Origin of the sequence: Emticicia soli (genome assembly GCF_037860775.1) — a bacterium.
Classification (GTDB): domain Bacteria; phylum Bacteroidota; class Bacteroidia; order Cytophagales; family Spirosomataceae; genus Emticicia; species Emticicia soli.
Genome location: NZ_JBBEWC010000008.1, coordinates 386,173 through 398,602, shown reverse-complemented (window position 1 = coordinate 398,602; position 12,430 = coordinate 386,173). Strand labels below are relative to the sequence as shown.

Sequence of the window (12,430 nt, the reverse complement as noted above, 5' to 3'; positions counted from 1 at the left end):
TGTTTAAAGTAAAATTAACATTTTAGCTAAATTTTACCTTGACACAGTTTAATTTACAGTCTCTAGTTTTCTGGCTCATACAACGATAAAAGGCGCATGATGCGCCTTTTATCGTTAGCAAAGTATTAATACCTTATAGCCGACTGATGCATTTTTCCGGCGGCATAGATGGTTAAATCATAGCCGAGTTTTTTGTTTGCTGCGTCTCTTACAGGAACAATAACATAGCTATACTGCCCTGCTTCTTGTTTTGCCTCTTGGTAGGCTTGTTGTTTTTGGGCTTTTGAGGTGTAATAGTTGTTTAGCGTTTCTTGGTTGTTGCTTGCTTTTACATCCTTTTGTTGTTCGTTCAGTTTATTTACTTCATATTGTAGTTGGCGTTCTTTATCAGTAGCAATTCTGCTTTCTTCAAGATATTTGGCCCAAATCAGTGCTAAATCCTGATTATCACCTTTCTCTATAAAGTTTTCAATGCTTGGTGCCTCTTGCATATCCTGAATATACATTGCCGTTTTTTCATCTAGTGGTTTTGGCTCTTGTGGAGCATTACTTTGAGGCTGATTACTATTGCCACAACCTACCAGCTTGGTTTGAAACACAGCACCCTCAGAGGTATTAAAGCCTGGTTTTAGTAATACGTATTTTCCGGCATCGTAAGTAATATTGGCTGTTGAAGAAATATTATTGGCAGTTTCGCCCACAATTACTTTGCTTGCCTGATAAGTATTTGTACCCGATAATCCCGAATTTAGATTAAGGCTATCGGCGCAAGGGGTAAGTGCCCAGAGTTCTTGCCCGTGTATGCCGTCATCGGCCAGAAAATATAAGTTATCGTTATGTACAAAGAACTTCGACGGGCGAGAACTTGGGTATCCGGGGTAAATATCTTTTACAAGGGTTGTACCGCTTGCTGTACCATCGGTTTTCCAGAGTTCATAACCTTCACTCCCGTAGTATTTTGCCCCTCTGAAAAACAATTGGTCTTTGAATTTAATCATAGCCTCTGGGTCTACTTCACTGTGTACCTGTGTAGTTGAGTTTCCATCGCTCGAATATAATCTATACCCATTTCCTGTATAGGCTTCATAATAAACCCTGTTATTTAATACTCCAAATTCGCCTGACTCATAAGAACTCGGGTACGTACTACCTCCATATGCATCAGGAACCATATAAGTACCAGACTCAGTGCCGTCGCTTCTCCAGAGTTTCTGCGGATATACATTACTCGTTGAGAAAATTAATAGATTATCATTCAGATTGGTAAAACTGTGTAAATAAGAACTACTAGACCCCGGCAACACATCTTTTACCATATATGTCCCCTCCGAAGTACCATTGGTTACCCAAAGTTCATAGCCTGTGTTCATCTCGTTTGCGGTAAAAAATAGTTTATTTCCTACTTTACGAAAATTCCCAAATCCTGTATGAGTTGGACCCCAGTTAATGTCTCTCAGCATCCAGGTTCCGGCAGCAGTACCGTCTGTTCGCCATAGTTCATTACCATTACTATTAGTGCTATAAGTAAAAAAGGTAATTCCGTTTAAATCAGCTACTATGTTACTGCCATAGCTATAGCTATAATCGTCAAGTGTTTTAATGAGGTTAATACTTTCACCATCTGATTCAAATATTTGCCCTGAGTATGCCCACCGAATTTTGTTATTAGAACGTATTACTGAAACTGAAGAGCTATTTGTAGTGGCAAAAATCTCGGGAGATGAGCCATTTGTACGCCAGATAGCATAATCTGAGAAATAGTAGGTATAATCATTTAATGTAAATAAACCATAAACATCAGTAGAAGTAGAATAATAATCGTAAAAATTATTTGGATATTTCCTTAGCTCCTTAACAATATTTGTATTATTCATGCCATCGGTTTTCCAAACCTCATTTCCACGCAAATTATCATTGTAGTTAAAAAACAAATTATTATTCAGCCCAGCCTTATAATTAAAACTGCTACTAGCGTTGAATTGATTCATGTCAATATCTTTTACTAAGCTTGTAGTAGTGCCATCTGTTTTAAACAATTCATACCCAACGGCTGCATTATAAGCAGCAAAATAAAAATAACTGTTTCCGATGGCTAATAGCGGATATACATTTTCAAATGGTAAATTTGGGTTCGCATCTGATATAGGCACCGTTCCGGCGCTTGTGCCATTGCTTTTATAATATACATTTTTACCATCGGTATCAGGAACAGAAAAATAAATATTTGAACCCAATACCTGAAAATTGTTGTACTCTGCACTTGCAGGGCCAGGCACAAAATCTTTTACGAGCATTGTGCCGTTTGCAGTACCATCACTTTTCCAGAGTTCAAAACCTTCAGGACCGCTATTTGCTAGAAAAAACAAGGTTCCGTTTACATTTAAAAACGGTCTATTGTAATTACTAAATGTAAAATTGTCAGTTCCGGTACTTGTTAGGTTTATATCTTTTACCATTACAGTTCCGGCAGTAGTACCATTAGTTTTCCATAATTCTCTACCATTTGTACCGTCAGATGCCGTAAAAAATATACTATTTCCTACCTTAATCATATCTTGTGGGCTTCCATAACTACTTCCAGGTGCGATGTCTTTTAAAAGCTTGGTTCCCGCACTAGTACCGTCGCTTATCCATAACTCGGCACCATTTACATTACTTTCGGCTCTGAATATTATTTTGCCATTCAACTCAATCAAACTATTTGTGTAACTTGAGTACTGGCCTTGATAAATATCTTTCAACATAAAAGTACCTTGCTCCGTGCCATCACTCACCCATGGTTCATTACCATTTATTCCATCATTGGCAGTAAAAATCACTTTATTACCCAAAACAATAAAGTTACTAGCACTTGATGAACTAGAACCGTTGTTTATGTCTTTCAGCCTATATGTACCCCAAGGAGTTCCGTCTGTTACATAAGGCTCGTAGCCTCCATACTGGGAAATGGCTGAAAAAAAAAGTTTAGAATTTACAACAGCAAATGATGTAGAGCTGTAGGGATACGAACTATTTGCTCCCGGATTTAGGTCGCCCAAACTCATAGTTCCTGATTCAGTGCCATCAGTTATCCAAGGCTCTGTGCCATTTACTCCATCATTAGCCCAAAAGACATATTTATTACCTAAACTAAAAAAATAAGATGGATACGACCCCCCATAAGGGTTAATGTCTTTTACACGTGTGGTACCTCCAACAGTACCATCACTAATCCATAACTCGGCAGGTTGATAATTTCCATTTAAATAATTATAAGCACTGAATAATACTTTGCCTCCTAAGGGATAAACTGTTGAACCACTTAAAATTATTGAATTATTATACGAATCTGATGAGGTTAACTGAATTGTCCCCGCTTCAGTACCATCAGTTACCCAAAGCTCTGAGTTTGAATTTATACCTCTTGCTACAAAGAAATGCTTTCCATTGGCATTTACCATGTTTCGTGGGTGCGAGCTGGCATTGCTAGTCACGATGTCTTTTAAGAGTTTCTGGGCAGTAGAAACATAAGAAATAAGAAAAAACAGAATCACATAAAGTTGCTTCATACAATAACAATTAAAGTTTAGATATACACAGTAACACAGCGCCGGATGTATGATTATCCGGTTAATCTTCTGTTTTCAAGGCTTGAAATTTTAATGCGTTGATTTTGAGAAATAGAGGTTTTTTAGCAACAGCATTCTCTACATCAAAAAAGCGTTTATGACTATTGGCATGTGAAGAATATAAGTATAAACTCAATAACAGGGAATTTACTTTTTATTATCACAGATTTTTTATTGATACAATAATACGAAAACATTGTAATATATAAAAAATGGTTTGTATTAAATTTCTGCTCTTAAAGAAACTTAACACAAACCATTGCTATACAAAAATCTATAAATCTATATTTGTTGCGAAATAAGATAAAGGACTGCCATTCTTACGGCCACTCCGTTTTCAACCTGATCAAGTATGATTGAGTGGTGCGAATCGGCGGCATCACTCGATAGCTCCACTCCTCGGTTGATTGGCCCCGGGTGCATCAATACAATTTCTTTATCCAACTCATCGAGCATTTGCTTGTTTATACCAAAATAGAGTGAGTATTCTCTTAAAGACGGGAAGTACTTGATTTGCTGACGCTCCAACTGGATTCTTAATACGTTGGCTACATCGCACCATTGTAGGGTTTCTTTGACACTATGCGAGATTCTGACCCCAATTTCGCTGATATATTTCGGCAAAAGCGTATTTGGCCCACAGATGGTAATTTCAGCACCTAGTTTCTTCAAGCAGAATATATTTGAAAGTGCTACCCTTGAGTGTAGAATATCGCCAATGATTGCGATTTTTTTACCTGCCAAGTCGCCTAGTTTTTCCATCATCGAAAAAGAATCTAACAAGGCTTGTGTTGGGTGCTCGTGTGTGCCGTCTCCGGCATTTACGATATTGGCTTTTATTTTTTTCGACAAATAATGAGGTGCTCCGGGGCTACTGTGTCGCATCACTATCATGTCTACTTTCATGGCCAGAATATTATTCACGGTATCGAGCAGGGTCTCACCTTTTTTCACTGAGCTGCCAGATGCAGAAAAATTCACAACATCGGCTGAAAGTCTTTTTTCTGCTAATTCGAACGAAAGGCGTGTGCGGGTAGAATTCTCAAAAAATACGTTGGCAATCGTTACATCTCTCAACGTGGGTACTTTCTTAATCGGGCGGTTTATAACCTCCTTAAATTCTTTAGCTGTTTCTAAAATAAGTTGAATATCGTTTGTTGTAAGGTCTTTTATACCGAGTAGATGTTTGGTACTCAATGATTGCATCTTGATTGGAGAAGTATGTTTGGCAAAATTAAAAAAAAAGCCCCAATACACAAAAGGGGCTTATAAAAATCATACGGTTGGTTGTTCGATTGAAACAACTTTTTTCAAATCATCCCAGAAACTTGGGTAAGATTTTACAACTACGTGGGGCTCTTCAATCGTTACATCGGTTAGCATCGCCAAAGGTGCAAATGCCATAGCCATGCGGTGGTCGTCGTAAGTTGCAATGCTAATATCGGCACTACCAAAGGCAAAGCCAGAACCAGACACCTTGTATTCAGTGTTGGTTACTACTTCTGTAAGGCTGCCACCAAATTTAGCAAGCTCATTTTGTAGAGCCAATATACGGTCGGTTTCTTTTATTTTTAAGCTCTCAATGCCTGTAAAAGTAGCCTCAATGCCTTTAGCAACGCAGGTTACGGCTACGGTCTGCGCCAAGTCAGGGCAATTGGTAAAATCCCACGTTAGTGAGTTCTGTGCCGGAACTTTTGTCAATAAAACGCCATCTTTGGTAAAAGTGCTTTTTACGCCTAGTTGCGACATTATTTCAACAATGGCGCTATCGCCTTGTAATGAGTTTTCTTTTAAGCCAAATAATTCAACTTTTGTATCTTCAAAAGTCGATAAGGCTACTATGCTGTACCAATAGCTTGCCCCCGACCAGTCGGACTCTACCTGATAGCTGGTTGGTGCATAGCTTTGCGGAGCAACTTTTATTACTTTCTCTTCCCAGTTTGCTTCAGCTTCTACGCCAAAGGCTTGCATCTGGGCAAGGGTCATTTTTATATACGGAATTGAGCCTAGCTCTCCGGTCAGGTGAATCGTTAAGCCTTGTGGTAAAGTAGGAGCAATCATCAGCAAAGCCGAAATATACTGGCTGCTTACATCGCCTCTGATTGTTACCTCATTACTTTTTTGCTCACCAATGCCATGAATTTGCAAAGGCGGATACCCCTCTTGTTTTTGATAATCAATTTCTGCACCAATGGTTTTCAGGGCTTCTACCAGTATTCCGATAGGGCGCTCGCACATACGAGGGGTGCCTGTCATGGTTTTAGCCTGATTGGTAGCCGTAAAATAGGCCGTCAGGAAACGCATGGTTGTGCCGGCATCAATTACATCAGCAACTGCATCGGTCGATTGAAGCAGGCGAATCATGGTTTGGGTATCACGGGCAGAAGAAAGGTTTTGCAAATCTCCTTTAAAACCAGATAAAGCATTGATTATCAAGGCTCTGTTACTTTCTGACTTCGAAGAAGCAAGTTGAATTTTTACGTCAAATACCTGAGAGTTTTTGTAGAGAATTACTTTTTCCAAAATATAAATTTGATTTGTCGTACGATCTGATTTCATCTGCAAAATTAAGGGTTTCTGCTTAATGTCGGCAGGATAAACCTGAAAATATCTCTAATTTTTAATAACACTAGCATTTTGACTATTTTTCACAGTTTTCGGGGATTATTTTCCCCAAATAGCAAATAATTTTATTATTTTTCGTCGCTAACGCTATTTGGAACAAAATTTTGAACATTATCAGCAAGAATCAGCACACACAATCTAAAAATAAAACACACAACAAATCATGAAAAACATCATATATGCTTTCGTTCTTTTTTCCTCGCTTACCATGCTTACTTCCTGCGAGGTTATGGAAGACATTATTCCATCTAAAGGTGGCGACAACGTAGGAACAACAGATACAACATCAACAGGAACTACTAATCCGACCAACCCAACGAATCCGACAACGCCGACTCCTGCAAATGATTTCATTAATGCCTCAGCACAAGACATCATGCATGATTCTTATGGGCCAGACGAACTTCAGAAGTTTGATATTCATATTCCGGCACGACGCTCTCCGACACAAACCAAAGTAGTAATTATCTTACACGGTGGCTCATGGAAAGAGTTAGATAAAGGCTTTATGAAAAATTATGTAAGCCAGATAAAAGAAAAAGGCGATAACTGGGTAATTGTAAACGCCAACTACCGACTTACATTCCAGAACGGTATAAAATATGACCAACAGATACAAGATTTAGGTACGCTCATCAACAAAATTCTGTCGATGCGCCAACAATATAATTTTTCTGATAAAATCTATCTTTTAGGTGCCAGTGCAGGTGGCCATTTAGCCCTAGCCTATGCCTATACAGTAGATAAATCGAAAAATGTGAAGGGTGTTTCGGTAATTGCCGCCCCTACCGACCTTACCTCTGATAAAATACGTGTAGGTGAATTCGGGCAAGATATTGAAAACCTGATTGGTCAGCCATACGGCACTAATCCTGATGCCTTTAAAAGAGCTAGTCCACGCTTCCAGGTGTCTAAAGTTGCTCCGCCGACAATTCTGTTTTATGGAGGTAAAGATGAATTTATTCCATCAGACCAAGGCGAATTGTTAAGACAACAGCTACAAGCCAATGCCGTAGTTAATTCTTACAATTTCTATCCTGAACAAGGCCATGAATGGATGTTATTAAGTGAAACAATCGACAAAACGTTAGTTTTCTTTGGCGACAACAGTAATGCAGCCAACTAGAATTGACTCATAGAAGGAAACAAATTACCTACATATATATAAGCACAAAAGCCTCTCTGATTGATTTCAGGAGGCTTTTTGCTTTTATAATCGTGAATTCCGAATGGTGAATTAGCGAATAAATATTGTGCTACATTGTGTTCTAGTGTACTTTGTGGCAAATAACTTAAACGTAAGGTAAAATTACTTATTCACTAATTCGCCATTCGCTAATTCGTAATTCTTAAACGAGGTAGCTACTAATACTCATAATATCGGCAAATACACCTGAGGCGGTTACTTCTGCGCCTGCACCCGGGCCTTTGATAACCAATGGATTATGCTTGTAACGCTCGGTTGTAAAAGAAACAATGTTTTCGGAACCTGCTAAACTAAAGAACGGATGATTTCGGCCTACTGTTTTTAGTTCAATTCTTACCCTCTCCTCATCGAGCGTGGCAATGTATCGTAATACCTCTCCTTTGGCTTCGGCTTCGGCCAGTAGTTTTTCAAATCTATCGTTGTCTTTTTCAAGTTCTACAAAAAACTCATCAACTGTTTTTGCTTGCAAGCAAGCATCATTTAAGAGATTGATAATTTTCACATCGTCCGGCTCTAGTTTCAGCCCACATTCTCTTGATAGTATCAATATCTTACGAGCTACGTCTTGTCCGCTTAGGTCATCTCGTGGGTCTGGTTCGGTATAACCTTTTGCTTTGGCTTCGCGTACTACATCTACAAAACGGTCGCCAGATTTAAAATTGTTGAATATATAAGCCAAAGTACCCGAAAGCACCGCTTCAATTTTATGAATTTTGTCACCACTTGTAATCAAGCCTTGCAGCGTGTTTATAATCGGCAAGCCTGCCCCTACGTTGGTTTCATACAAGAATTTCACACCGTGTTTCTGAGCCGCTTTTTGCAGATTAAAATACTGCTCAAACTTACCCGAATTAGCCACTTTATTAGGCGTAACAATAGAAACGCTGGCACTTAACAAAGAGTAATAATATTGTACAATGTTTTTATCGGCCGTGCAATCAACAAATACGCTATATGGTAGGTTGAGGTCTTGTACATCAGATACAAACGAACCTATATTGGCAATATCGCCGTTTTCGAGCAATTCTTCTTTCCAGTTTTCAAGGCTTATTCCGCTTTCGTCTAAAAGCATTTTGCGGGTATTGGTAACACCAACCAACCTGATATTTAGATTTTTACGAGATTTCAGATAATCACGTTGCTCACGAATCTGGCGTATCAGCGTGCTGCCAATAAGCCCTGTTGCGCCAACCAGAAATAGGTTGAGGGTAAGACCATCGACCTGAAAAAATGTTTCATGAATAGCGTTGAGAGCTTTACCAATGTCTTTTTTGTAGATAACTACCGATATATTAAGCTCTGACGAACCCTGTGCAGTAGCTACTACATTGATACCGTTTTTACCTAATACCGAAAACAATTTACCCGAAGTACCCGAGCTTGATTTCATGCCCTCGCCTACTACGGCAAGCACCGACAGATTTTGTTCGATAGAAATATTATCGAGCAAGCCTTGTGCTATTTCAGTAGCAAAACCTTCTTCCAGAATTTCTTTTACACCATAGGCCGACTTAGGGTCTACTGCAAAACAGATAGAATGCTCTGACGATGCCTGCGAAATAAGAATAACGCTGATTTTGTTTTTTGCCAGAATAGTAAACAATTTGGCCGAAATACCAGCCACACCAATCATACCGCCACCTTGCAGGTTTACCAGCGCAATATCATCAATCGACGAAATACCTGTGATAGAATACTCTTTGGTTTCGGCAGTTTTGCTGATAAGCGTACCGGGATGCTTATGGTTAAATGTGTTTAATATCTTAATCGGAATATTTTTATAGAAAGCTGGCGTGAGGCTTGGCGGATAAATAACCTTTGCGCCAAAGTGCGATAGCTCCATTGCTTCGGCATAAGTAATGGTTGGTATCGTAAACGCATTTTTTACCTTACGTGGGTCGGCGGTCATCATACCGTTTACGTCTGTCCAGATTTCAATAACGGCAGCATTGAGCGCAGCTCCAAAAATAGAACCTGAGTAATCAGAACCTCCACGGCCGAGGGTTGTTGTAACCCCATCAATAGTAGAGCCTATAAAACCCGTAATACACTGTAATTTATTCGTTTGCGCAAAATGCTTGCGAATCAGTTCGTTTGTCAGTTCAAAATTTACGTCGGCATAGCCAAAAATATCGTTGGTTTTTATCACCTTACGTGCATCCAGAAATTCAGCTTCAATGCCTCGGTTTTTGAGGGTTTCAGTAATAATGGTGGTCGATAAACGCTCGCCAAAGCTCACAATTAAATCAAGCGTGCGCATCGATAATTCTTTAATCAACGATACACCTCTCAACAAATCTTCGAGCTCGTTGAACAGTCCTTTTACTTTGGCAATGGCACTGCTTTGGTTTTTTATATCAATCAAACCCCTAACCGCATTGAAATGACGCTCTTCTAATGAGCGTAGGGTTTCTAAATACTCGGTATCGGCTTGTGAGGCCAATTTACCAACCTCAATCAAACGGTTGGTTACACCACCCATTGCCGAATACACTACGGCTATTTTAAGACCTTCATCAAGGTTTTCTTTGATAATCTGAATAACCTGATTAATACTTTCTACTGTGCCAACAGAGGTACCCCCAAATTTTAAAACTTTCATTATTCTTCCTTTATCTAAAATACAATGAGTGATTGATCGTCGAACAACAGCGAATAAAATGGTGCGCCGTTGCGATCGCCGACTAATATAACAAAGGTATTGCTATACGCGAGCTTTAGTCCATTTTACGTTATTAATTAATTTAATAATAACAATAATTTCAAAAAAATACCCCACTTCTGCTAGGAATGGGGCGGATTATTGATGAAGTGTCTGCAAATATAATGATTTATATACGAATCCAAGAAAATTGCCGACAAAATTGTGTTTTTCAAAGAAAAACAATTTTCACCTACCATCATTTAGAAGATTATCTAAATATTTAAGCAATAAAATTTGGCTATTACAAAAATTATTCTGTATTTCGTACAAAGTATACATGCATGATTAATTGATTTTATTCTACCACAGAGTTGCCCTAAGTTTTGCACGGAGTTAAGCGATAATTTTCATCTAAAACTCTGTGAAACTCAGTGCTTTTACTCCGAGAAACTCCGTGGTTATCAGATTTTAATATCTATTATTATTTTCGCTATACTTACTAACGTTTAGCAACAATTGTTCAATAAAACTTATATATCTTTTTCAAGTAATGAATAGCTTATTTAAAGCCTTAAACGACTCAACTCGCCGAGAAATATTAGAGATGCTGAAAGACGGCGACATGACTGCAGGCGACATTGCCGAACGCTTCGATATGACCAAGCCGAGTATTTCGCACCACCTTGATTTATTGAAACAGGCTGATCTGGTAGCTTCTGTAAAGAAAGGGCAGTTTATCTACTACTCGCTTAATATGACTGTGATGGACGAAATTCTGGCATGGTTTATTCAGTTTAAACCCGCTACTGCCGAAAAACCAAGAATCCGTCTGCAAGTAGGACCTCGTTCTATTACTGAGTAAAATCCGGCTACTTTATACTATTGAAAACATGAAACGCAAATTGTTATTCGAATTGCTAATTATTGGCGTTGCATTAGCTCCTTTTATATATCTGTTTGCCAGTTGGAACCCCGAAATGCTTGCAGGGCAAACCAGAAGTATTATTTTGTATTCGTCTGCTGCATTGCTTTTTTATTTTCTGCCGCTACTCATGCAGTATCTTGACACCAAGAAACCAAACGCCGATTTTTTGATTCGTAGCGACAAGCGCATCAGGCTTATCTGGTCTTCGTATTTATCGGCTTTAGGCTTAATTCTTTTTTATTATCTCCTCCATTATTCCGAAGGCGAGAGCATTCCGCCACGGTATCTTGGCGTAGCTTTATCATTGTTTTTATTTGCCAGTGGCAATTTTCAGTCAAACCTTCACCCTAGTAGTGCCTTTGCGGGCAATAACTGGTTTACGAAGGGCTTCCAGGAAAAAAACTATCGTAAACTGCAACGTTTCACAGCACGTTTGTTTTTCTGGGTGGGCATTGCAGGCACGGTATTCTTTTTATACTTTACCGAAAGCCGCCTTGTTTCGTGGGGTTTGGTGTTTATTGGTGCTGTTATTTTCTATGGCATCATCATCAGGCTTATCCGTAATGTGGTTACAAGTAGGTAGCCTCGTATAGCTTTACCGTTTCAACGGCCTCTTTTACATCGTGCACACGCAAAATATGCGCCCCGTTTATAAGCGCAATCATGTTTAGGGCAGTTGTACCGTTTAATGCTTCGTCGGCAGTAACATTCAGCGTTTTATAAATCATTGATTTTCTTGAAATACCCACCAACAAAGGCAGTTCCAGTATCTGAAATGCCGGTAAATTGCGCATCATTTCAAAGCCTTGCGTAGGGCCTTTGGCAAATCCGAAACCAGGGTCGAGTATAATATCTTTCACACCCAATTGCCGCAGTTCAAAAACCTTGCTTTGCAGCTCACCAATTACATCAACCGTCAGGTTATTATATTGATTGAGGCTTGTCATGGTCTGGGGTGTACCTCGGCTATGCATCAGAATATAAGGCACATCTAAATTGGCCACGGTCTGAAACATTTCGGTATCAAGGTTTCCGCCTGCAATATCATTAATAATAGCCGCTCCTGCTTTCACGGCCGCTTTTGCTACCGAGCTACGGAAAGTATCGATAGAGATAATGGCATCAGGATAATGCTTCATTATAGCCTCAATGGCAGGCACAACTCTGTCAATCTCTTCATTAATGCTGATTTCGGCTGCACTTGGGCGGGTTGAGTAGCCCCCTATATCAATAAAAATTGCGCCGTCTGCCAGCATTTTAGCAGCGGTATCTACAACCTGTTGTGCATCGGCTTCGTAGCGGCTACCTTCAAAAAAAGAGTCGGGCGTAATATTCAGAATACCCATAACAGTCGGCCTGTTTAAAGCCATTAATTGCCCGTTCGGGAGCTTAATTTGGTAGGTTTTTATGTGGCTCATTTG

Annotated in this window: 8 protein-coding genes; 3 read left to right on the top strand and 5 right to left on the bottom strand. The window is 39.3% G+C overall.

Annotation, left to right across the window (positions count from 1 at the left end):
* Positions 1 to 125: 125 nt before the first annotated feature.
* From WAE64_RS15380 to WAE64_RS15370, 3 genes are all read right to left on the bottom strand, one after another.
* Entirely contained in the window at positions 126 to 3,548 is a 3,423-nt protein-coding gene (locus WAE64_RS15380; RefSeq protein ID WP_340237911.1) for a 3-coathanger stack domain-containing protein, read from the bottom strand.
* Positions 3,549 to 3,890: 342 nt separating this feature from the next.
* Positions 3,891 to 4,814 (bottom strand): aspartate carbamoyltransferase catalytic subunit, encoded by a 924-nt coding sequence (locus WAE64_RS15375; RefSeq protein ID WP_340237909.1) that lies wholly within the window; start codon positions 4,812 to 4,814, stop codon positions 3,891 to 3,893.
* Between the two features lie 69 nt (positions 4,815 to 4,883).
* The gene (locus WAE64_RS15370) at positions 4,884 to 6,131 is read right to left on the bottom strand and encodes a 3-phosphoshikimate 1-carboxyvinyltransferase (RefSeq protein ID WP_340237907.1); all 1,248 of its coding nucleotides are present in this window, start codon (positions 6,129 to 6,131) and stop codon (positions 4,884 to 4,886) included.
* Between the two features lie 265 nt (positions 6,132 to 6,396).
* Here WAE64_RS15370 and WAE64_RS15365 point away from each other — a divergent pair, with 265 nt between their 5' ends.
* The gene (locus WAE64_RS15365) at positions 6,397 to 7,359 is read left to right on the top strand and encodes an alpha/beta hydrolase fold domain-containing protein (RefSeq protein ID WP_340237906.1); all 963 of its coding nucleotides are present in this window, start codon (positions 6,397 to 6,399) and stop codon (positions 7,357 to 7,359) included.
* A gap of 223 nt (positions 7,360 to 7,582) precedes the next feature.
* Here WAE64_RS15365 and thrA read toward each other — a convergent pair whose 3' ends face one another.
* Positions 7,583 to 10,042, bottom strand: a complete 2,460-nt coding sequence (gene thrA / locus WAE64_RS15360; RefSeq protein WP_340237905.1) for a bifunctional aspartate kinase/homoserine dehydrogenase I — start codon at positions 10,040 to 10,042, stop codon at positions 7,583 to 7,585.
* Between the two features lie 592 nt (positions 10,043 to 10,634).
* Here thrA and WAE64_RS15355 point away from each other — a divergent pair.
* Together WAE64_RS15355 and WAE64_RS15350 are read left to right on the top strand one after the other, a co-directional pair.
* Positions 10,635 to 10,946, top strand: coding sequence for an autorepressor SdpR family transcription factor (locus WAE64_RS15355; RefSeq protein ID WP_340237903.1), 312 nt, complete (start codon positions 10,635 to 10,637; stop codon positions 10,944 to 10,946).
* Between the two features lie 28 nt (positions 10,947 to 10,974).
* Positions 10,975 to 11,592 carry a hypothetical protein gene (locus WAE64_RS15350; RefSeq protein ID WP_340237901.1) on the top strand — a complete coding sequence of 206 codons (618 nt, stop codon included), beginning with the start codon at positions 10,975 to 10,977 and terminating at the stop codon, positions 11,590 to 11,592.
* On the opposite strand, the gene folP is transcribed toward WAE64_RS15350, so the two are convergent.
* On the bottom strand, positions 11,579 to 12,427 hold the full coding sequence (gene folP / locus WAE64_RS15345; RefSeq protein ID WP_340237900.1) for a dihydropteroate synthase: 849 nt from the start codon (positions 12,425 to 12,427) through the stop codon (positions 11,579 to 11,581). The two genes, WAE64_RS15350 and folP, sit on opposite strands and share 14 nt — an antisense overlap.
* Between the last annotated feature and the right edge of the window lie 3 nt (positions 12,428 to 12,430).

Coding starts and splice junctions, on each gene's coding strand:
- WAE64_RS15380 (WP_340237911.1), bottom strand. CDS start 3,548: ATGAAGCAACTTTATGTGATTCTGTTTTTTCTTATTTCTTATGTTTCT.
- WAE64_RS15375 (WP_340237909.1), bottom strand. CDS start 4,814: ATGCAATCATTGAGTACCAAACATCTACTCGGTATAAAAGACCTTACA.
- WAE64_RS15365 (WP_340237906.1), top strand. CDS start 6,397: ATGAAAAACATCATATATGCTTTCGTTCTTTTTTCCTCGCTTACCATG.
- thrA (WP_340237905.1), bottom strand. CDS start 10,042: ATGAAAGTTTTAAAATTTGGGGGTACCTCTGTTGGCACAGTAGAAAGT.
- WAE64_RS15355 (WP_340237903.1), top strand. CDS start 10,635: ATGAATAGCTTATTTAAAGCCTTAAACGACTCAACTCGCCGAGAAATA.
- WAE64_RS15350 (WP_340237901.1), top strand. CDS start 10,975: ATGAAACGCAAATTGTTATTCGAATTGCTAATTATTGGCGTTGCATTA.
- folP (WP_340237900.1), bottom strand. CDS start 12,427: ATGAGCCACATAAAAACCTACCAAATTAAGCTCCCGAACGGGCAATTA.